The sequence below is a fragment of the Kitasatospora sp. NPDC002040 genome (genome assembly GCF_040296785.1).
GTDB lineage: Bacteria > Actinomycetota > Actinomycetes > Streptomycetales > Streptomycetaceae > Kitasatospora.
Map to the genome: position 1 here is coordinate 332,901 of NZ_JBEOXV010000004.1, position 21,562 is coordinate 354,462.

The following is a 21,562-nucleotide window of genomic DNA, read 5'->3' on the forward strand; positions in this document are numbered from 1 at the left end:
CCAACCAGTGACACTGGTGAATGCCAGAGCCAGCTGGGACATCTGCACCGGAGTCGCGCGCGATACGGTTAACAACCAAGGGCTGGGCAGCAAGCTCCGTGACGCCGCCTCGGCGGTGGAAGAGGCCGCCGAAACCTATCGGGCGGCTGCTCTTACTAGTAACCTGCACAACCTCAAGACGAAGGACTTCCAGATCATGGGGGTTCCGGGTGTTAGGGTCTCGGAAATCGTCTACGAGAGCGGTATGCGGGGCGGCCAGGGCAGGGCCATCTACGAGGCAGTCATGGAAGGTCGTGACGAGGACCTTTGCCCCATGTGCCGGCACAGCGACGTGTCCGAGCTAGACCACGTCCTACCCAAAAAGGCGTTCCCCGCGCTGTGCGTCGCCCCTGACAATCTCGTCGGGATCTGCGATTTCTGCAACTCCAAGAAGAGCGATTTCACCTGGTCCGACGCCCAAAAAGTGCTATTGCATCCCCACTTCGAGAATGTATCCGCAGACGTCTGGCTCGCTGCGGAAGTCATCCCCGGAACCAAGGGAACCCTCGTGTACTCCGTGGACCCGCCATCCCACTGGGATCCCGTGCTCGCCGCCCGAGTCCGCAACCAGTTCAAGTTCATGGAAATGGCGAAGCGCTACGGCAGCAAGGCCCAACAGACCCTCAGCGGCATGCGCAAGATGTTCGACACCCAGTTGAAGAAGAAGGGCGCGACCGGACTCAGGGTCTACCTGAAGGACCTGGCCGCGAGCCACCAGGCCGACGATCTGAACGGCTGGACAGGGGTGGCGTACGACGCCTGGGCCGAAGACGCCGACTTCTGCCGCGGATCGTTCAACGGAACGAGGCTCCCGGCGGCCAAGGAGACGAACCTCTACTTGCCGAACTACAAGATCACATGGGTGAGAAATAGCTGCCGCCACACGTCTGCGGTCTGCTACAGCACGGCGGCCGTCGGGGATTATGCCGACCTCAAACGGGCGGAGGAAGGCGTGAGTGACGTCCGGATCATCCTGGACAGGTAGGGCGTATCTCTCGGACCATCGCGCTGACCGGATGAAGATGGCGGCGAGGTAGATGGGGGCGGTCTTGTGGTGGCGAGTCGTAAGGCCGTACCCCATCGCGCCCGGAGCGAACGAGGGTCTGACTGCCCCGCCCATATGCAGCGGGCTGGCCTTCTTCCGGCTGCGCGCCGCTCACACCTCCAAACCCAAAGCAACCTAATGTATCAATATGACTACCATGAGTGCATGTCTGGTTCCCGTCGGCTGCTTGACCGACCATGCCACCGCGGTAATCGTCACCAACCGTCGCGGCCAGATCGCGCTGTACCGCGATAGCCGCCTGCTACGCGAGGCAACACGTGAGTGGTCGGTCCTTCTGGCCGCCGGAAGGGCCCAGGACACCCCTGAAGGCATCGCCGCCGCGATCGCTGCGACAATCCGCGTAGACCCAGACTGCCTCGTGCCGCTCTTCGAGGTCGAGGGTCACCTTCAGGTCAAGCGGATCAGCGTCTTCGGCTGTGTCTGGCCGGATGACGTTCCGCCCGCCGTCCCGCGCGAGTCCTCGGTCGCCGAGTTCGTGAGCTTCGGAGAAGCGGCCGCCCGCGACATTTCCCACCTCGCCCTCAAGGTCCTCCTCGGCTTCCAGGACGACCAGAACGGCTGGCGCGAGCAACTTGGCCTGCCGCCGCTGCCCGGCGTCACGAAGGTGGTCACCCAGCCCGAGCCCGACCCGATGGCCCAGCGGCTAGAACGGGTGCATCACCGCAGCAACAGCTGGGAGGAGAACCCGTTCGCCACCCCCGAGCGATCAGCCGAGCGCCGCCGCACCGCGATCGCCATCCAGGCGCTCAAGGGCGACCCGAACCTGACCCCCACGCTCGTCGCCATGCTCATCACCGACCGCAGCGGCCGCGTGCTGATGGCGCAGAACCCGCCCGGTGCCCAGGGCACCAGCCTGTGGTCGCCGCCGTCCGGCCGGATGCTGAGGAATGAGCCACCGCAAGGTACCGCGCAACGGATCCTCGAGTCCCGTGTTGGGCTGCACTTCACCGATCCGGCGACGATCGTCGAGCTGTTCACCGTGCCGGTGGGCTCACCCTCGACGAGGGAGATCCGCGTGCTCGCGGTGCTGTGGTCCGGATCCGCCGACAAGCTGTCGGTCCCCGGCGCCACCGACGTGCGGCTCCTGGAACCGCAGGAGGCACTTACGCTGCCTTGCGAGCACCACGTACGGCGGATCATCACCCGGTACCGTCTGGGGATCCGTGACTGGAACCGGATCCGCGGCCTGAGCTGACCCTCAGTCCGTCCGACGCCAGGTGTCACAGCCGCGCCCAAGAGAGTGCATTCGAGCCGGAGGCGATCCTCGGCACGGTGGCCGCCACCGAGTTCACCCGGTGTACCAGCTAGAGCCGCCAGCAGCACCAATGCGCTGCTGTGCCGGCGACTCGGCCGTTCAACACATGCCAGTCAGCTCGGGCAAAGTCTCCTGGAGACTGGACGCCTCGCAGCCCAACCTCTATGCAGAAAAGGGACTTTACCCTCCTTGGCGAGCAGCTCAACCATCATGACCGACCGTACCTCCGCGGCCGCGCCGCAGCCGCGGACGCCGATCGTCTCGACCACCAGCACGGGGGTACCGGCGAAGCCCCCCGGGGCGCGGCCCGCCACACCTGCCCGCAGCCACCAGCGGACCAGCGCCGCCTGAGGCCGCCGGCTCCGACCGGGGATGAGATCCGCACGTCGGTCCCGGACCGCGGCGCATGCAAACTCGGCTTCCATCCTGTGCCCTTGGCGGTACGTCAGCTCACGTGGAGCCCACTCACCGAACCGCCAAGGACCTGCCCGCCCAAGCCGTCCAGCCCGTTGCGGCAAACCCGGCTGCATTGTCAGTGGGCGCAGATAACCTTGCGCTCCGAACATCCTGATGTTCGCAACGTAGGGGGTGCGGCATGGCCGAGCGCGACTCACAACGTTTCTTCAACGCGGCTCAACGCCAAGCGCTTTACGAGATCGCAGAGGGACGGTGCCAACGGTGCAGCGCCCTCCTTGACGAGGGCTGGCATGCCGACCACCTCGTCCCTTGGGCCGACGGCGGACCGACTGAGATCGACAACGGCCAGGCCCTGTGTGGAAGTTGCAACAGCAAGAAGGGGACGAACGTGCAGTACACCGACAACTTCGTGCCGAGGACGTTCCAGCGTGAGGTGATCACGCAGGTGGTCGAGCGCATCCGCGCCGGCTCGGACCGCACGATCGTCCTGGCCTCCCCCGGCTCCGGCAAGACGCTGGCATACCAGGCACTCGCGACGCGGCTGATCCGCGAGGGCTTGATCGACTTCGTGGCGGTCTTCGTGCCACGGGTCGCGCTCGCCGAGCAGTGTGAGACCGGGTGGATGCACAGGACCACCTCCGGCGTCGGCGGCTACTGCCTGCTGTTCGACTCCCGCAAGCGGCTCGGCAAGGTCCGGCACCGCGTCAACGAAGTACCGCTGACCTCGCCCGGTGAGCCGGGCAGCGGGTTCGTCTCCACCTACAGCGCGCTGGTCACCAACGAGCGGCTATTCCTCGACTGGGCCCGGCGGCACGAGGGCCGATTCCTCCTGGTCGGCGACGAGGCGCAGTTCTGCGGGTCCGCCGGCGACAAGGAGGACGGCGGCACCAAGTCCGGCCTGCTGATGGAGAAGCTGCACGACTACGCCGCCCACACGCTCCTGCTGACCGGCACGCCCTACCGGGCCGACAACCAGCCCCTGATCCTCGCCGACTACGAACTCAACCCGTCCAACCCCCGCCGCAAGAAGCTGGTCTGCCACGCCGAGGCCACCTACGCCGACGGAATCGCGGGCGGCTACTTGCGCAAGTTCGAGATGCAGATGGTCGAGGCCGAGGTCGCCCGTCGGACCCTAGGCGACGACAGCGGCCACGGGGAAACGCTGCTCACATACAACCTGTCCGACGACGGGTCAGACCTCGTGCCCGTGCTACGCGACGAGAAGGTCTGGAAGCCCCTGGCTGACCGCGTGGTGCGCGCTGTGCGGGACAAGAAGCGGTTCAACTCCGAGTACCGCGGCCTGATCTCCTGCATGCAGCAGAACGAGGCACGCAAGGTGCAGCAGTACATCCAGCAGCAGCACCCCGACCTACGGGTCGGCATCGCCGTCTCCTCCGACACCGACGCCCCGAAGGCCCTTCGGGACTTCAAGTACGAGAGGATGGACATCCTCGTCACGGTCCGGATGGCCTTCATCGGCTACGACTGCCCGCAGATCACGGTGGTCGGGATCCTGACGAACTACCGCGACGGCGGCCACCTGATGCAGCTCGCCGGGCGCGGACTGCGCATCTGGAGCGACGGCCCGTCGGCCCGCGAGCAGACCTGCGTCATCGTGACGCCGGACGACCCGAAGATGCAGGGCTTCCTCGCCCTCCTGCGGGAGGAGGAGGCGCAGGGGCTGCGGATCATCGAGGAGCGCGAAGGCGCCGAGCCGGCCGAGCCCGGAACGGCCGTCCAGGAAGCACTGTCCTTCGTCGAGTCGGCGACCGCTACCACCACCCGTGCGGCGAGCAACGAGGTCGACGTGGAGTCGGACGAGCTGCGCCTGATCGAGGGCTACAAGCTGATGGCGGATTCCGGCGAGGACGCCAGCAAGATCAAGATGATGCTGGAGTTGGCGAGCCTCAGCTTCAAACAGCCCGTTCCCGAGCAGCGTGCCGCCCCCGAGGCCCCCGCCGTGTTCGAGGTGCCCAAGACCGAACGGGAGCAGATCGCCAAGCTCAACGCTGAAGCGGCAAGCACGATCCGGCAACAGCTCTACCAGGCCTCACTCACCCCGGGCGCACCGGGATACGAGGAGGCGGTGAAGAAGGCCACCTATCAGGTCAACACGGCGTCCGGATTCAGCGCGGGCGAAGCCAATACGGTAGAGAAGGCCACCAAGCGGCTTCGGGCCGCCAAGGCACTTACCTGGGGAGCACACCAATGACCGTCCGCGTTGAGTCCAACAGTTACCTGACGGAGGAACAACACCGGGTCTACACGCTGCGCGAGGCCCTGGAGCGCAACGGTGGCACCCCGGTAGGCTTCCTGGAGTTGCTGGCCGCCGTCATCGCCGAAGACACCTGGCGCAAGGTCCCCGCTGGTGTCAACCGGGAGGAGCCGTTCGACGACTTCTCGGAGTTCCTCGAGGCGAAGCCCCCCTTTGGGCTGGGCGCGAAGGTCTCGGACATTCGGGTCCTGTTGCGGCTGCAGCACCCTCACGAGGGCGTCGCGCACATCCGGGAACAGATGGACGGTATGCGGGCTGCGGTGCGCGAGTTGCTGGGGCCCGATCCCGAGGATGACCCGATCGCCCGTGACGCCGCCGCGTTCGGGGCCTTCGCGCAGCACGGCGGCTGGGCCTTCGGGCTGATGGTGGCGCGCAGTGTCCTCAAGAGCGGGGGTCCTCGGCCCGGCAAGGTAGTTCGCGAGCCTGATGGCCAAGATGGCAAGCCTTCCGGGTCCGATGCCGACGCCGGCAAGGTCTCCTTCAAGGAGTTCGCCTCGCGTGCCGGTTGCGACACGGACAAGGTCAGTCGGTACTACAACGCGTGGGAGCGCGCCGCCGAGAAGAAGCTGGTCGCCCACTCGAGTGAACTGACACCAGGCCAGGACGTCGAGCTTCCGGCGGCCGAGACATGGGGCCAGTTCTACCTATTCTACGAGACCAGCAGTGACCGACGGGAGAACGTTGCCGCCGAGGCGGAGGCCGCCGGCACCAGCTACAAGAAGGCGGTGGAGATCACAGCGAACCGGCCAGCCATGCGGGCAGCGATCCTGGGCGACCCGAAGACCGCCGAGGCGGCACGCGATGCACTGATGGAGCGGCCAGAGGTCCGCGCTGCAGTCATGGCGAAGGCCTTGGCCGATCCGGTCATCCGCAAGGAGGCGGCCGTGGAGGCGCGCAGGATCGAGCAGGCTGACTTCGTGCGGCACATCGCCCAGGACGGCAAGGCCAAAACCCCGGCCGGCCAGCTGATCTCGCTGCCGCCGGTTGCCCGCGAGGAGGCGGCCGCCCGGCTAGCCGTGGTCGAGAACCCGGCTGCGACGCCCGAGGATGTGAGCGCCGCCTACGCGACCATGCAGGCGCTCATCGCCCAGACCGTCGAGGAGGATCCGGAGATTCACACCCGCGAACAGCGGACCCGGCTCCGTAAGACGTTGAGCGCGACCGCGAAGAGCATCGAGTCGATCAAGCCGGACGACCTCGCCGCCGTGGCGGATGAGGAGTTGCGGTCGGCCATCGGCTCACTCCAGAGCAAGATTAACGGGCTCGTCGCGGCGTTGCCCGAGCCTGCGGCTGATCTGCGAACCGCGGGAGAGTGGGTCGGCTAGTCCGCAGTGCGCGGGCTTGATGCCGCCGGTCCGGTCCTCTTCCGCGCGGTCGGCCGGCTCGGACAGACCGGTGCCTCCGCTTCCAGGCAGGCGGGGGCGCCGGTTGCCGTAGCGACTCTCGCCGTGGCCGGCGGCAGCGTCGCCCTCGGGTGATCGTCGCCCCCGCGCGGGGCGCGTTCGTCCGTGCCTGAGAGGCTGGGTTACTCCCAGTGCAGCTGGCGGTTTCGGCCGGCAAATTCCGAGCACCGCCGCACGAGGTCCGCGACAGTGGCGTGCCCCTGGGGAGCAACCCCTGCGGCGCGGCACACTGGGATTCTCCTGACGCCTCCGGGCGGGGAGGCCGCAGACCTTCCAAAGCCTGGTGCAGATGTCACCACTCTGGCCGCCGTCCGCACCCTTCCCAGTGACGGTGTGCCCGCCAGGCGGCGTGTACATCCCGGTCACCGAGGCGGCGACCGGGATCAGCGAGTCCCGCGATCCCCACATGAGTGAGGCGTGCCGCAGCGCCTGGCCAATGGCCAGTAAGGACAGTTCATCTTCACGTGCGTGAAGTCCCCAGCCAGCCTGGGGTTTGCTGGCGCCGCCTTGTGCGTCCTAACCCATGGGGTGATGGAGTGCAGCGCCTAGATCAACGACCGACTGGCCACCAGGTTCTGAGAGCGGTCGCGGGTCGTGTTCGTGGTCTGCGAGGCGGGCCTGAGGGGCGGGCCCGGAGCTTTCTGTGCCGGGCTACTTGGTGAGGTCAGCGAAGAAGTCGGCGAGCATCTTGGCGGGCTGTTGGTCGTCGAGGAACTCGAAGCCGCCGAACCGGTAGACCTCGTACCCGCGGAGCCGGTTGGTGCGGTCGGCTTTGACGGTCTTCGCGTACACCTCCGGCGAAGCCGCGCCGTCGCGGGTGGTGTAGTGGGTCTTGCCATCGACCTCCAGGATGATCCTCTTGCCGCCGGGCAGAAAGAGCATGAAGTCGCGGACCTGCGCGGGGATGACCCGGCCGCCGTTGCGGTCGCGGTCCTCCTGGGTGACGGGGTCATAGTGCAGGTAGACCTGGGGGAAGATCGCCGGCACCTCGGCGAAGCCACGACGGTGGGCGAACGCCCAGTAAGCACGAAGCAGTATCCGCTCAGGCGGGCTGTCCGGGCAGGATCGCACCAGGCGGTCCTGGAACTGCTTGAGCTGTTCCTGCGTGGACAGGTGGTACGTACCGTCGCGCCCGCTCCACCAGGTGAGGAGGTCGCTGGCGGTCACTCCGTCAGCGGTAATCGGCCTGTCGTAGAACAGGCAGTGCTCGGCGTTCCTGGTGATGGTGAATATGCCCTGCGCCATGTCGACCCAGACGAGCTCGGGCTTCCTTAGTACCGCGAAGATGATGTTGCGCAGGTCGCCGTTTACTCCTCGGTATCCCGAGTCGGCCGTTCGCCGTTCGAGGTCGGCCAGCTCTTCCAGTACCGGGGAGCAGTACTGCGAGATCCCCCGGTGTCCGCTGCCCCAGGTGCCACTGCCCGAGAGGGTCCAGTAGTCCTGTTTAGTGCGGAACGGGAGCCGGGCGGAGATCCCGAGCCTGCCGAGGAGGATGTCGAGAGTGCGGAGGACGGCGGCCGTCCCCTGCGAGCCCAGACTGCTGTCCATGTCGCTTTTGCCGATGTCCTCCTCTACAAGGAAGACCAGTTGGTGGGCAACGTCCGCGTCCCGGTACTGCGGCAACGGGCCCTGTCGCAGGCGATCCATCAACTCGTGGTTCAACCTCTTGAAGGTGAACCCCTCGATGTCGGGTGACGGGGTTTCGACGAACAGATCGTCAGGGCTCAAGGCCATCCTCTCGGCGCAGGCTAGGGGTCGGTTGAGGATACGACCTGGGTCCGTCAATCAACTTGCCGAGCAGCGGAGTTCGCGGCGTTGCTCGCACACCGGCCACAGCGCGTCCCGGCCTGGTTCAGCGCCTGAGGCGTCTGGCCTTGGCTCGGCATCGGTCGACCAGGTCCTCGACCATCGCTTCGTCCGACGGCGCGAGGCCTTCCGGCGAGCAGCAGGCGGGCTTCGTCCGCGTGCCGGCGGGTGGTGCGTCGAGCTCGAGGAGGTTCCACAAGCGGGTGTAGATGTTGTTTTCTTGATCTGACTCGTCGTGGGGTCCGACCATCACGATCCAGGCGGTGCCGTCGCCGTCGAAGGCGACGATCGCCCGGAGATTGCCGAAGAGGTGCTTGACGCAAATCTGGTTGACCGGTGGCTCGCCGGTGAGCCGGTAGTCCAGCGCCGCGCAGCCGCGTTGCTCCAGGTCGTAGGTCCAGTCAAGGAAGGATTTCTTCTCGCTGCCTCGAAGCTTCAGCGCGTCGGCCGCGGCAAGGTTAGTGGTCTCAACTCTCGTCGGCATCCGGGTCCTCGTCGTCTTCGGCCCCCATGCGGGCGCGCAGTTCCTCTAGGCTGACGCCTTGGCCGGTGCGCATCTGCTGGAGGCTTTCGTGGAGGCGTTCATCTTCGAGGACGTGCCGGTCCTGGAGTCGTTGCCATACGGCGTCGGTGAGGCCGCGCTTCATGCCTGTCGCGCGCAGGTCGTCCACGAGCACCTTGATCTCGTACAGGCGGCGTGGGTCGACGAGCTTGACGGTGGTCCCGGGTTCCGTCACCTGGATGAGGAGGCCAGACTCGACCCAGGCGTCCACGGTCCGGCGTGACAGGCCCAGGATTTGGGCGGCGGCCGAAACACGCAGGGGTTGGGCGTCCTCAAGGATGCTTTCCTTTGCAGCCTCGATGTGCCCTATCGCGGCGGATCTGGCGCCTGACTCGGAGGCTGATACCGCCGCGTCGAGCTCGGCGACGATGGCCAGCAAGTTCACCGGGTCAGCTGGACGCCAGTGCCAGGCTGGGCCCTGTACCGCGAGGAGCGGACGGGGAAGCGGTGGCAGGTCGCGGCACCCGTCGTGCCGGCACGGGAGACGCTTCGCCAGGTGCTGCATTGCCCTGGTTTTGCGGACGGCCTCACCCGGTAGGTAGTTCTTGCCGACCGGTCCAGGTACCGGCCGCAGGAACAGGTTCCCCGAAAGTGGGAACCAGTCGTACTCCCCTTGAGTGCGCTGGGCCAGCCAGTCGGTCGCGAACGCGACGAGGACGTCAGGCTCGAAGCGACTGTCCTCGAAGAGCACCTTGATAGCGGTGGCGGCCCGGTAGCTGCCGGTGAAGTTGGCGAGAGCCGTCATCAACTCCGTCGCGTCCGGTTGAGGGGACTCCTGCGCCGCGTACGCCCCCTGGTCGTTCTTGACAACTGCCATATCCCTGCCCTCCATAGCCTTACTGCTCATTATGAAGCCAAAGTGGGCAACAGCATAGTGAACAACCACGCCAGCTGAGACCCGAGCACCCCGGCAGCGTGCGGCCCCCAAGCCCGGACCGCATGCTGCGGCAGCCGACAGTAGGGTCCAGGCGCTCATCGGCCCGCTTCAGCCGGCCTGGCCAGGACTCGGAGGCGGCCAGCCCCACACCGACGGGAAGAGGCTGGAGCCCGAGCGGCAGATCTCCGCACACGGGCCCCACGTCAACCGACGAGCACCAGGCAGGGCAGAACATCTGTTCGATCCCTTGCGGAGGTGGTATCGAAAGGGTGATTCGTAGGAAACATGGGGGCGACACCGAGACAACCTGACCTAAGTTCGACCATGGAGATCACTGCGTCTGCTGTAGTTCGGCGGCTCCCCTTCTTCGTTAAGCCGCAGGCAGGGGAAGCGTTCGCGTCATGGATCACGCGGGCGGCTTTCGATCTGGGGGTCGGGCCGGGCCAGTTCGCCCATGTACTGGGACTGGAGATGAGGAGAGCGTCTGAGGTGACGAGGCCAGCGTTCTTCGGTGTGATCCTCACCGACCAGAGCCGGCAGGGCCTAAGACTGTCCACTGGGCTCCCCGAGAGTGTTCTGGAGGGAATGCAACTCGCTTGCTATGGCGACTCGTTGCTTGATCTGAGTGGCCTGGATGTGGCTACCGAGACGTCCCTGCGGACGGTTTGGACCTCGCAGTGGGTCCAGCTCTATGCCTCGCGCTGTTGTCCGCTGTGTCTGCGTAGCGGAACCGTGTGGCCGCTCTGGTGGCGGTTGGAGGCGGCTGCGATCTGCCCCGTCCATAGCTGCCTGCTGCTCGACGAATGCCCTTCATGCGGCATCCGCTTCCGTCGCGGCAACTACGGCCTCCACCGCGGACTGCTTGCCCGCAGAGGGGCAATGGACCCCCGGCTGTGCGGCAACCGCTCCCATCGCTCCACCGAGTCACTGCCTGGCCTGTGCGAGCAGGTGATAGCCGACCTTCCGGTCACAGCGCTGAGCGATACCCACGTGTTGTCCATGCAGGAACGACTTCTTCAAGCTGCCGACGGGAGTCGGATGAGCGTCTTTGGAGAACGTGTCTCGGCACGCGAGTGGGTCTCGTGCTTGAGGTACTTCGCTGCCATGGTCCGTTCCATGTCCGGCGAGAGCGAGACAGGCAGGTTGCCGGCTGCTCTGCGCAGTAGGTTCGCCAGCTACTTGGCTCGGCGGGAGTCGATGGGGCGGCTGGGTCCGAAGCTGCAGAGCGGGCCGGCGACCTCTACAGACGCGGCGGCGGTCTTCGCATTGACGGCCCCGATGATGCTCTCCTCTGATCTCGAACAGGCGGCGAAGGAGGTCGAGCCGTGGGTCCTACGACTTGTGGCTCATCGGGTCAAGAACAAGATCAGAGATCCGCTCGGCCACATCGACCGTCCGGCGCCACTTGATTCGCTCATCCGGCGCCTCACGCCGCAGTATCGGCGCGTCATTGGGCCCGCAACAGCGCTTCCCAGGACCACTGGGATCAGCTTGCAGCACCTACCTCACCTCCTTGCCGAGCGGGACTACGACGACCTGATCAGCCGTCACATGCACCGCACCCACGCGGTGACCGGCCGGCTCATGGCTGCCGTCGCTCTCGCCAAACACGTCTCCGGGTCAGATACATGGGCCGCGGCGGCGGAGGCTCTCGGTATGGAGCGCGATGTCGCCGAGCGTGTCACGGGTGGCATCGGCAACCGCATCGCCGATTCCGCCGGCTTCTGGCAGGGCGTCGGGGAGGCGTCCCTTCGTCTGAAGGAACGCGGTCTGGTGGACTATGCCGCCCGGCGGGCAGCACTGAGCACGCTGAGGCGCGTTCCGTTGGAGGATTTGACGGTGATGTGCCGCCAGACCGGCATCCGCGCCACCGATCAGCGCTCCCGGTATGCGGCTGTATGGATCTGGACAGAGACGACGGGAGGTGATCACCGGAAGTCTCCCGGCTTCGCTGGCGCCTGGCATGGCGTCAGTCAAGGTGGCAACGATCTCGGCTGGTGGAAGTTCCGGCAGAACGTGCAGCCCATACTGCGGGAGCCGCTGAGCGCGTGGGCAGCTCGTCTGCTCGCTGCAAGCGGAGTGCACTAGCCATGGCCAAGCACCGGGCTCTGCACCCGATTCGGCTCGCCCGCGACCAGGTGCTGGTCCGCTACTACGACCACGGCGGCCGCGAACGGCTGGCATCGCTTCAAGAAGCCGGTCTCCTCCGCTTCGAAGACCTACCACCGGCACGCGAGATCCCGTCCTACGCTGGCCAGCGCCATACCCCCGGCCGCTACTGGTCTGCCAGCGGCAACCGCATGGTGGGCTACGAGTCTTGGCTTGAAGGTCAGTGGATGCGCCTGCTCGATTTCGACCCCACGGTAGCCAACTTCGTCTCTCAACCATTCATCCTCGAAGGCGTCGACCAGGATGGTCATTGGCTCCACGTCCCTGATCTCTTCGCACGCCGGACCGACGGCACGGTGATGCTCGTGGACGTCAAAGCAGACCGCTTCGCCGCGACCCCGCGCGCCACCCGTCAACGCGAGCGCACAGAGAACGCATGCCGGACCCTCGGCTGGGACTACCAGTGGGTCACCGAGCCGGATCCTCTCACCATCGCCACAGTCTCCTGGCTCGCCGGATACCGGCGGCCTCTCAACGCCGCCGCCCCGCTGGCGGATCCGATCCTCGACCTCGCCCGCAGCCCAATTCCGATCGGCCAACTCGTTTCGTTCCAGCGTGCCCCCGAGATCGCCCGGCCCGTGGTCTACCACCTCATGTGGCACCACCGTCTCCTGTTCGACGCCACGCTGCCGCTTCGCGATACCACCCTCGTCCGCGCCAGCCCGGGAGGAACCCGATGAGCCGCCAGCGAATCGCCGTCGGCGATTGGATCGCGTTCGAGGACGAGCGTCACCAGGTCGCCGGGCTGGATGGCCAGACCATCCGCCTGCGCTCAGAAGTTGGCCGCGTCCAGACCGTCTTGGTCAACCTCGTGCTTACCGATCCGACCTTCCGGCAAGCCAGCGCTCCGCTGTTGCCTGTCGGAGGGGCCACCGGCGATGTCGACCCCACAGGGGTTCTTGCCTCGCTGCCCGATCATGTCAGGGCCGAAGCCCTTGCTCTCGAGGAACACATCCGTGAGGTCAACAGCGGCTACCGATCTGGTGATCCGCTACGGTCGGCCCCTGGTGAGCCAAGGCGCGAGTACCATCCAGACCTCCCGCGGACCGCCCGTACCCAGGCCAAGGCCGCCGAGCTCGGCGTCACGCCCCGGCGCATCGAGCAGTACCAGAAGCAGTATCGCGACGCAGGACTGTGGGGCCTGGTCGACCGCCGGAAGGCCCGCGTCCCAAACCCGGTCGGAAACCTTGATCCGCGGGTCGTCCAAGCGATCCTTGACCAAGCGGCTGCCGAGCGTAACGACAGCTCAGCAACCATTGGCGGTCGCTTCTACCGTCGTGTCACAAACAGGCTCGACGCCGAGCACGGCACCAGTACCGTCGCCATGCCTTCCAAAGACGTCTTCAGGCGTGCCGTCGACCATTTGGTTCGCCACAGCCCCGCTGGCCCGGCATACCGTCGTCAGAGCGCGGGGAACCAGCCTGACCGGACCTTCGGGCACGTCCTCGCGACCCGCCCCGGCGAAGTCGTCATGCTCGACACCACCCCACTCGACGTCCTCGCTTACGACCCTGAGACCGCCACCACCATGCGGATCGAACTCACGATCGCTCTCGACGTCGCCACTCGCTCGATTCTTGCCTGGCGCATCACACCCGAGGCTACGAAAGCCATCGACATCGGTCTGCTGATCGCCGATGTGATGACTCCAGAGCCAATGCGTCCTGCGTGGAAGGACGCACTGCGCTACCAGATGCTTCGCGTCCCCTACGACCGGCGCCTCTCACTGGACGAGCGCCTGGCCGAAGCCGCAGCCCGCCCCGTCGTCTACCCCGAGACGATCCTGTATGACCACGGTAAGCCGTACATCTCGGTCATTGTTCAACGCGCGTGCACGCGTTGGCGTATCAATCTCCAGGACGCTCGCAAGCTCAAGCCAACCGACAAGCCACAGGTCGAGCGCCTTTTCGGTAGCATTCGCACCCAGTTCTCCGAGCATGTCGCTGGCTACAAGGGACCCAATGTTGCTTCCCGAGGAAGCACTGTCGAGAACCAAGCTCGCTGGACCATCGACGAAATCACTGAGTTCTTCGCCGAGTACGTCATCGCTGTCTACCAGCGGCAGCACCACCGTGGCCTGAACCTGAGCGGCTTTCCCGACCTGCGCGTCTCACCGAACGAGGCCTACCGCATGGCACTCGGCTCGGCCGGGTTCGTCGACTGCCCCCAAGACCCAAACCTGTACTACGAGCTCCTGCCAATTGCCCCGCGCACCATCCAGCCCTACGGCGTCCAGATCGGCTACCTCATCTACGACGCCGAAATCCTTTACCAGTATCGCGGCACCAAGGCCCCCTATCCGGACGGCCACTGGCCGATCCGCTACGACCCCCGCAACCTGCTGCACAGCTACTTTCTCGACCCCGCCGACGGCCGCTGGCACACCTTGCGCTGGATTCATGCCCTCGCCGAGCACCAGCCGTTCACCGACATCACTCTGCGCGTAGCGAAACAGCAGGTCGAGCAACGCGGAGGCTCCCCAGCCGAACAGACTGAAGTCGCCGCCGCTCTCGTCGAGTTGCAGAACAGGACGGACGCTCCAGAAACCTGGCGCACCGACCGCAAGCGCCTCGTCCGTGACAGCCAACGCGCCGCCGAACAGCAGCGCGATGAGTCCCGCTCCCAGCCTGCAGTCAGGACACCACCACAGCTGTCCATCATTCCAAGGGCACGCACCGATCAGCAGCCCGAGACCGACAGCACTCTCGGCATCGACCTATCCGGCCTCGAGCCGGCCGAAATCTGGTCCCCCTACGGAGAACAGGCATGACCATGAGCTTCTTCGCTCACCCAGGACTGTCAGAACCTCGGACGAAGGAGGAGTGGAGGTCCTATCTGCACGCGGTCCCGCCCAGGCGACCCGGGCTTACAACCCTCGATGCCTACGTCGCGATGGCCAAAAACGAGCGCGACGAGTTCAATCATGCCCGCCACGACTACCACAGTGCCCTCGTTCTGATCCGTACCGGTCAGATGCGCCGCCATCACTCCGTCATCGAGCGCCGAATGCGCGTCAACTCCCGCCAAGCAGCAGGTGCCCGCCGCGGCATCGTCCTGGACGGCCCACCGACCGTCGGCAAGTCCACCCTTATCAAGCTGTATGCCGCCGACTACGAACGTGCCCTCCGCCACCGACACCCCGAACGCTTCGCGACGAACTACGAAGTCAGTGGTCGGCTTATCGACTACACCCCGGTCGTATACCTCAACATCCCCACCAAGGCGACTCCAAAACACCTCAGTATGCTCCTCGCTGACTATCTGGCTATGCCATACCGATCGGGTGCGACCATGGTCCAGATCACCAATGCCGTCCTCGATACGCTCCGCTGGGTCGGCACTGAGCTCGTGATCATCGACGACGTGCACTTCCTCGACCTTTCGGCCCGAGACGGAAAGGTTGCCAACGAGCACCTGAAGTACCTGGCGAACCACACAGCCGCCACCTTTGTGTACACCGGTGCCGATCTGAAGACCAGTGGCCTGTTTCTCGAAGGCCGCGGTAGCACTCAGGCAACTCAGACCTCCGGACGCAACACCCTGCTCCACGTCACACCCTTTGGCCGGACTACGCAAGACCAGACAGAATGGGTCCAGACGATCATGGCCCTGGAGAACACCCTCTGTCTCTTCGATCACCGGCCCGGCACGCTGCCGAGCCTGCACCGCTATCTCTATGACCGCACCCAAGGCAGCATCTGCGCCCTCTCAGACCTGATCCGCGAGTCCGCTATCGAAGCTGTGGACACGGGTGCTGAAGCTGTCTCTGAAGCCCTCATGGACACCATCGAGATCAGTCACGCTGCTCAAGCCGCCTACACTGCAAGTGTCAGCCGACGGCCCGTTCGCAAACACCACGCAGCTACAACTGCCAGCTGAGACCGCTTCGCAGAAAGCGAAATGTTCACCGCGCGCTGCCCGCGAACGTGCTGAGCGGCAAACATTTCGTCCTGCTGGTCAGAGCGCTGCTGCGCGAAGGATTCCCCACTGTCCTACAAGGGCGTCGAGTTGCTCCCTGGTGGCCTGGTTGAGGCTGATCGGCCCGGCCCGGGCGGCCGCCGGGGCGCCTGCGGCCGGGCCGCCACCGCTGCCTCCGCCGACCAGGATCTGCTCGCCGTCGGTGAGCACCCGGGCCAGGTTGAGGCCGTCGGTGGCCGTGTCGGGCAGCGCGCCGCCCGCCAGTACGAGCGCGTCGGCCACTCTAGCCCCGCTCGGCAGCGTCCGCAGGCCGGGGTGGTGGACCTTGCCCGCCACATCGACCACCACGGTCGGCCCCGACGGCGGCCCGGCCCCCGACCTCGGCCCGGCGGACGGGCCGGCAGCGACGGAGGCGGACGCCGCCACCGTGCCCGGAACGGCGACCCCCGAGGGGCGGCCGAGCCAGAAGTGCTGGACGGCGTACCCGACCGCGAGCAGCAGGAGCACCGCGAGGCCGAGCACCGCCCGGCGGTCGAACAGCAGCCCGCGCAGCACCAGCGGCTCAGGACCGCCACCGATGCCGGCAGGCGGAAGGGCCTCGGCGACCGGCTCAGGAGGCCGGGCGGCAGCAGCGGCCTCCTGAGCCGGCGTCAGGAACAGGTGGGTCAGCCGCCCGCGGACGGTCTCGGCGGTCTCCTGGCGACGGGCAGCACCCGGGGTCATCGTTCTCATGCCGAGGACGGTACGAGCCCCCGCCCGAACAGCCCGGAAAAGGTCCTCGGCTGGGGAAAACCCCGGCCTGTGGACAACCAGAGTCCCTCGAAGGAGGGAGTTTCAGCGCGGCGCGACCACCACGGCCAGCAGCCCCGGCCCGACGTGGGCCCCGATGACCGCGCCGACCTCCACCACCGACAGCTCCCGCAGCCCCGGTACCCGGGCCCGCAGCCGCTCCGCCAACGGCTCGGCCCGGTCCTCGGCGGCCAGGTGGTGCACGGTGATGTCCACCTCGTCCGCCCCCGCCGCCTCGGCCGCGATCTCCTCCAGCCGGGCGATCGCCCGGGAGGCCGTCCTGACCTTCTCCAGCGGTTCGATCAGACCCCCGGAGAGGTGCAGCAGCGGCTTGACCGAGAGGGCGGAGCCGAGCAGGGCCCTGGCGGCACCGATCCGGCCGCCCCGGCGCAGGTACTCCAGGGTGTCCACGTAGAAGAAGCCGCTGGTCCGCCCGGCCCGGTCGGCAGCGGCGGCCGCCACCGCGTCCAGGTCGTGGCCGTCCTCGATCGCCCGGGCCGCCGTCAGGACGCTGTGGCCGAGCGCCATTCCGACCAGTCGACTGTCCACCACCTGCACCGGAAGATCCGCCTCGGCGGCGGCCAGCCGGGCGGAGTCACAGGTGCCGGAGAGTTCGGCGGAGAGGTGCACCGAGACGACGCCGGTGGCACCCGCCTCGGCGGCGGCCCGGTAGGCGGCCGCGAAGGCCTCCGGCCCGGGCCGGGAGGTGGTCACCCGCTGCTTGGCCCGGAGCGCCTCGGCGACGTCCTTCGGGGAGATCTCCACCCCCTCGGTCAGCGCCGCGTCGCCGACCACGACGCTGAGCGGGACCACCGTGATCCGATGCCGGTCTATGGCCTGCTGCGGAAGGTAGGCCGTGGAGTCGGTGACGAGCGCGAGGCGGTGGGACATGTGCCGGAGGGTACTCCCCACCCGCCCGGTCGGGACAACACGGGCCGTGGCAGCGGGCGGGCGGCGCACGGACCGGCGGGCTCGGCCCGACTCAGGCGGAGCGCTTGCGCAGCCGCTGGGCGAGGTCGGTCAGCCCCAGCAGTTCCTCGGCGCTCACCCCGCGCTTGCCCGCGATGCCCTTCCGCCCGCCCTGCGGAGCAGCGGCGGCAGCGGCAGTAGGACTGGAAGGCGTACCGGAATCCCAGTGCCGGAGCGCCCCCGCCTCGCTCTCGCACTCCTCCGCGAGCCGCGAGAGCTCGTCGTCGGCGAAGCGCTGCATCCGGTCCTGCGCCGCCCAGCGCATCGACTCGGCCGCGTGCGTGATCCGCTCGGCCCGCTCGCGCAGCTCCGGCAGCTTGGCCGCGACCCGGCCGGCCTCCGGCTCCAGCTCCAAAGTCCGCAGCTCGCCGTCCAGTTCGGCGGCGTGTGCGTCGAGCCGGCTCAACAGCTGGAGCGATTCGGCGAGTTGGGAATCCTCGGCGAGGCCGGCCGCGAGCACCTTGCGGGTGCTGTCGAGCGCGGAGCGCAGGGCGAGCCGGACGGTGGAGATCTCGCCATGGGCACCGGGCTTGGCGAAGGACTTGGCCTTCAGCGCGGTGTTCTCGAACGCCCGACGGGCCTTCGCCTCCTCCTGGGAGATCTTGGCCGCAGCGGCCTTGCCCAGTTTGGCGGCGCCGACCCCGAGCATGACCAGGAGCCCGACTCCGAACAGCAGGGCCAGACCGAGAACCACGCCGAGCATGTCCATCACGCGCCACCTTCCACCACGCCGGCCACCGCGGCCGTACGGCCACCGCTCCCCCGGAGAACGGCAGTACGACCACCCAGGGTTCCAAGGTAGCCGTACCGACCGGTGGAACGGCACGGCAGAACGGGCCGGGCCCCGATAGTCCGGCAGATATCGGGGTCGGGGTCAGGGATGTCCCTGACCCCGCCCCCTCCGGGCCCGACCGGACCCGCCGGCCCCGGACCCGACCCCGGCCCCACCCCTGGATCACGTCACGTCAGCCCGGACGAACACCCCGTCGGTCTCCGGGTACCGGGCAGCCGAAACCGAGCGGCCCCGCCCGGAAGGAACCCGGGCGGGGCCGCTCGTCTGCCTGATCCGTCGTCAGCCGGTGACGATGTTCACCAGCTTCGGCGCCCGGGCGATCACCTTGCGCACCGGGGCGTCGCCGATGGCGGCGACCACGGCCGGGTCGGCCAGGGCCAGCGCCTCCAGCTCGGCGTCGGTGATGCTCGGCGAGACCTCCAGGCGGGCCTTCACCTTGCCCTTGATCTGGACCACACAGGTGACCGCCTCGTCCACCGCGTAGGCCGGGTCGGCCACGGGGTAGTCGGCGTAGGTCAGCGTCTCGGTGTGGCCCAGGCGGCGCCACAGCTCCTCGGCGATGTGCGGAGCCAGCGGGGCGACCATCAGCACCTGCTGCTCGGCCACCGACCGGGGGGTGGAGCCGCGCTTGACCAGGAAGTTGTTCAGCTCGATGGCCTTGGCGACCGCCGTGTTGAAGCGCAGCCCGGCCATGTCGCCGCGGATGCCGTCGATCGCCTTGTGCAGCGCGCGCAGGGTCGCCTCGTCGGGCTCCTCCTCCGTCACCACCAGCTCGCCGGTGGTCTCGGAGACGATGTTGCGCCACAGCCGCTGCAGGAAGCGGTACGAGCCGACCACCGCGCGGGTGTCCCACGGGCGGGAGACGTCCAGCGGGCCCATCGACATCTCGTACAGGCGCAGGGTGTCGGCGCCGTACTCGTCCGCGATCTCGTCGGGCGCGACCGCGTTCTTCAGCGACTTGCCCATCTTGCCGGCCTCGCGCTTGACCGCCTCGCCGTTCCAGAAGTACTGGCCGTCCCGCTCCTCGACCTCGGCGGCGGGCACCGGGAAGCCCCGGTCGTCGCGGTAGACGTCGGCGGTGATCATGCCCTGGTTGAACAGCTTGTGGAACGGCTCCACCGAGGAGACGTGCCCCAGGTCGTGCAGCACCTTGTGCCAGAACCGCGCGTACAGCAGGTGCAGCACCGCGTGCTCGGCCCCGCCGACGTACAGGTCGGCGCCGCCGCCCGGCTTCTGCGCGGTCGGGCCCAGCCAGTACTGCTCGTTGGCGGGGTCGACCACCTTCTCGCCGTTGCTCGGGTCGACGTAGCGCAGCTCGTACCAGCAGGAGCCGGCCCAGTTGGGCATGGTGTTGGTCTCGCGGCGGTACGACTTGACGCCGTCGCCCAGGTCCAGCTCGACGTTGACCCAGTCCTCGTTGCGGGACAGCGGGGTCTTCGGCGAGGAGGTCGAGTCGTACGGGTCGTAGGTGTGCGGCGAGTAGTCCTCCACCACGGGGACCTCGACCGGCAGCATCGACTCGGGCAGCGCGTGCATCACGCCGTCCTCGTCGTAGACGATCGGGAAGGGCTCGCCCCAGTACCGCTGGCGGCTGAACAGCCAGTCGCGCAGGCGGTAGTTGACGGTGCCCTCGCCGATGCCGCGCCCGGCCAGCCACTCGGTGGCGGCGGCCTTGGCCTCGACCACGGACAGCCCGTCCAGTGACAGGTCGTCATGGGCCGAGTTGACGATCACCGAGTCGTAGGTGTCGAACGCGTCGTCCCAGGTGGACGGGTCGTCGCTGCGGCCGTCGGTCGGCTGCACCACGCAGCGCATCGGCAGCGCGAAGGCGCGGGCGAAGGCGAAGTCGCGGGTGTCGTGCGCGGGCACGGCCATGATCGCGCCGGTGCCGTAGCCCATCAGCACGTAGTCGGCGATGAAGACCGGGACCTGCTCGCCGCTGACCGGGTTGGTCGCGTACGCGCCGGTGAAGACACCGGTCTTGACCTTGGCGTCGACCTGGCGCTCGACGTCCGACTTGGCGGCGGCCTCGGCCCGGTAGGCCGCGACGGCCTCGGCGGGGGTGGCGGCGCCGCCCTTCCAGTCGTCGTGCGCACCGGCCGGCCAGGCGGCCGGGACGATGGTGTCGACCAGCTCGTGCTCGGGCGCCAGCACCATGTAGGTGGCGCCGAACAGGGTGTCAGGACGCGTGGTGAAGACGGTGATCGCGCCGCCCTCGACCGCGAAGTCGACCCGGGCGCCCTCGCTGCGGCCAATCCAGTTGCGCTGCTGCAGCTTGATCGCCTCGGGCCAGTCCAGCAGGTCCAGGTCGCCGATCAGGCGGTCGGAGTACGCGGTGATCCGCATCATCCACTGGCGCAGCTTCGACTTGAAGACCGGGAAGTTGTCGCGCTCGGAGCGGCCGTCGGAGGTGACCTCCTCGTTGGCCAGCACGGTACCCAGCCCGGGGCACCAGTTGACCGGCACCTCCTTCGAGTACGCCAGCCGGTACTCGCCCAGCACCTCCTCGCGCTCGGCGCCCGACAGCTCGGCCCAGGGCCGGCCGTCCGGGGTCGGCCGCGAGCCGTCCTCGAACTGGGCCACCAGCTCGGGGATCGGGCGGGCCTTCTCCGCGTCCGCGTCGTACCAGGAGTTGAAGATCTGCAGGAAGATCCACTGCGTCCAGCGGTAGTAGTCCGGGTCGATCGTCGAGATCGAGCGGCGCGGGTCGTGCCCCAGGCCCAGGCGGCGCAGCTGCTGCCGCATGTTGGCGATGGCGGCGTCGGTGGTGATCCGCGGGTGCTGGCCGGTCTTGACCGCGTGCTGCTCGGCCGGCAGGCCGAACGCGTCGTAGCCCAGGGTGTGCAGCACGTTGTGACCGGTCATCCGCTGGTAGCGGGCGAAGACGTCGGTCGCGATGTAGCCCAGCGGGTGGCCGACGTGCAGGCCCGCGCCGGACGGGTACGGGAACATGTCCATGATGAAGCTGTGCGGCTTCGAGACGACGTCACCCGCGGCCGGGTCGGCCAGCGCGCCGGCCGGGTTGGGGGCGTTGAACGTCCCCTCCTTCTCCCAGAGGTCCTGCCAGCGGGACTCGATCTCGGCGGCCAGCGTCGCGCCGTAGCGGAAGGGCTCGGTGGCAGCGGCCTCGGCCGCGGCGGGGGTCGTCTCGCTCATGGTCCTTCGGGCTCCATCTGAATGTCAGTTCGCGAACGGCGGCGGGAAACAAAAAAGCCCCTCGCAGG

The 21,562-nt window shown here is 67.6% G+C and carries 15 protein-coding genes; 8 read left to right on the top strand and 7 right to left on the bottom strand.

Translation table 11 applies throughout. The features are described 5' to 3' along the window. Window positions 1-16 precede the first annotated feature (16 nt). From ABT118_RS14620 to ABT118_RS14635, 4 genes are all read left to right on the top strand, one after another. Window positions 17-1,024, top strand: a complete 1,008-nt coding sequence (locus ABT118_RS14620; protein WP_350668413.1) for an HNH endonuclease — start codon at window positions 17-19, stop codon at window positions 1,022-1,024. A gap of 247 nt (window positions 1,025-1,271) precedes the next feature. Further along, a complete protein-coding gene (locus tag ABT118_RS14625) occupies window positions 1,272-2,300 on the top strand; it encodes an NUDIX hydrolase (RefSeq protein WP_350668414.1) in 1,029 nt (342 codons plus the stop codon). A gap of 655 nt (window positions 2,301-2,955) precedes the next feature. Beyond that, window positions 2,956-4,989 carry an HNH endonuclease gene (locus ABT118_RS14630; protein ID WP_350668417.1) on the top strand — a complete coding sequence of 678 codons (2,034 nt, stop codon included), beginning with the start codon at window positions 2,956-2,958 and terminating at the stop codon, window positions 4,987-4,989. Beyond that, window positions 4,986-6,377, top strand: coding sequence for a hypothetical protein (locus ABT118_RS14635; protein WP_350668419.1), 1,392 nt, complete (start codon window positions 4,986-4,988; stop codon window positions 6,375-6,377). Before ABT118_RS14630 ends, ABT118_RS14635 begins: the two co-directional genes overlap by 4 nt. A gap of 729 nt (window positions 6,378-7,106) precedes the next feature. Here ABT118_RS14635 and ABT118_RS14640 read toward each other — a convergent pair. The 3 genes from ABT118_RS14640 to ABT118_RS14650 all read right to left on the bottom strand — a co-directional run bounded on the left by ABT118_RS14640 (window position 7,107) and on the right by ABT118_RS14650 (window position 9,640). Continuing rightward, window positions 7,107-8,183 (bottom strand): hypothetical protein, encoded by a 1,077-nt coding sequence (locus tag ABT118_RS14640; RefSeq protein WP_350668421.1) that lies wholly within the window; start codon window positions 8,181-8,183, stop codon window positions 7,107-7,109. Window positions 8,184-8,307: 124 nt separating this feature from the next. Further along, on the bottom strand, window positions 8,308-8,745 hold the full coding sequence (locus ABT118_RS14645; RefSeq protein ID WP_350668422.1) for a hypothetical protein: 438 nt from the start codon (window positions 8,743-8,745) through the stop codon (window positions 8,308-8,310). Then, window positions 8,729-9,640 (bottom strand): MerR family transcriptional regulator, encoded by a 912-nt coding sequence (locus ABT118_RS14650; protein ID WP_350668423.1) that lies wholly within the window; start codon window positions 9,638-9,640, stop codon window positions 8,729-8,731. Before ABT118_RS14650 ends, ABT118_RS14645 begins: the two co-directional genes overlap by 17 nt. A 384-nt stretch (window positions 9,641-10,024) precedes the next feature. Between ABT118_RS14650 and ABT118_RS14655 the strand changes: the two genes are divergently transcribed. Genes ABT118_RS14655 through ABT118_RS14670 form a run of 4 tightly spaced genes read left to right on the top strand, consistent with a single transcriptional unit; the run spans window position 10,025 to window position 15,748 of the window. Further along, window positions 10,025-11,788, top strand: coding sequence for a TniQ family protein (locus tag ABT118_RS14655; RefSeq protein ID WP_350668424.1), 1,764 nt, complete (start codon window positions 10,025-10,027; stop codon window positions 11,786-11,788). 2 nt (window positions 11,789-11,790) lie between these two features. Continuing rightward, entirely contained in the window at window positions 11,791-12,549 is a 759-nt protein-coding gene (locus ABT118_RS14660) for a TnsA-like heteromeric transposase endonuclease subunit (protein WP_350668426.1), read from the top strand. Then, window positions 12,546-14,639: a transposase gene (locus ABT118_RS14665; RefSeq protein WP_350668427.1), complete on the top strand. Its 2,094-nt coding sequence runs from the start codon at window positions 12,546-12,548 to the stop codon at window positions 14,637-14,639. The genes ABT118_RS14660 and ABT118_RS14665 overlap by 4 nt, the downstream gene beginning before the upstream one ends. Beyond that, entirely contained in the window at window positions 14,636-15,748 is a 1,113-nt protein-coding gene (locus ABT118_RS14670; protein ID WP_350668428.1) for a TniB family NTP-binding protein, read from the top strand. Before ABT118_RS14665 ends, ABT118_RS14670 begins: the two co-directional genes overlap by 4 nt. 78 nt (window positions 15,749-15,826) lie before the next feature. Here ABT118_RS14670 and ABT118_RS14675 read toward each other — a convergent pair whose 3' ends face one another. The 4 genes from ABT118_RS14675 to leuS all read right to left on the bottom strand — a co-directional run bounded on the left by ABT118_RS14675 (window position 15,827) and on the right by leuS (window position 21,494). Continuing rightward, entirely contained in the window at window positions 15,827-16,519 is a 693-nt protein-coding gene (locus ABT118_RS14675) for an SLBB domain-containing protein (protein ID WP_350668429.1), read from the bottom strand. A 102-nt stretch (window positions 16,520-16,621) separates the two neighbouring features. After that, complete coding sequence (locus ABT118_RS14680; protein WP_350668430.1) at window positions 16,622-17,467, bottom strand: DegV family protein; 846 nt, start codon at window positions 17,465-17,467, stop codon at window positions 16,622-16,624. 91 nt (window positions 17,468-17,558) lie between these two features. Next, window positions 17,559-18,254: a hypothetical protein gene (locus ABT118_RS14685; protein WP_350668431.1), complete on the bottom strand. Its 696-nt coding sequence runs from the start codon at window positions 18,252-18,254 to the stop codon at window positions 17,559-17,561. A 363-nt stretch (window positions 18,255-18,617) separates the two neighbouring features. Further along, window positions 18,618-21,494, bottom strand: a complete 2,877-nt coding sequence (gene leuS, locus ABT118_RS14690) for a leucine--tRNA ligase (RefSeq protein WP_350668432.1) — start codon at window positions 21,492-21,494, stop codon at window positions 18,618-18,620. Window positions 21,495-21,562 lie beyond the last annotated feature (68 nt).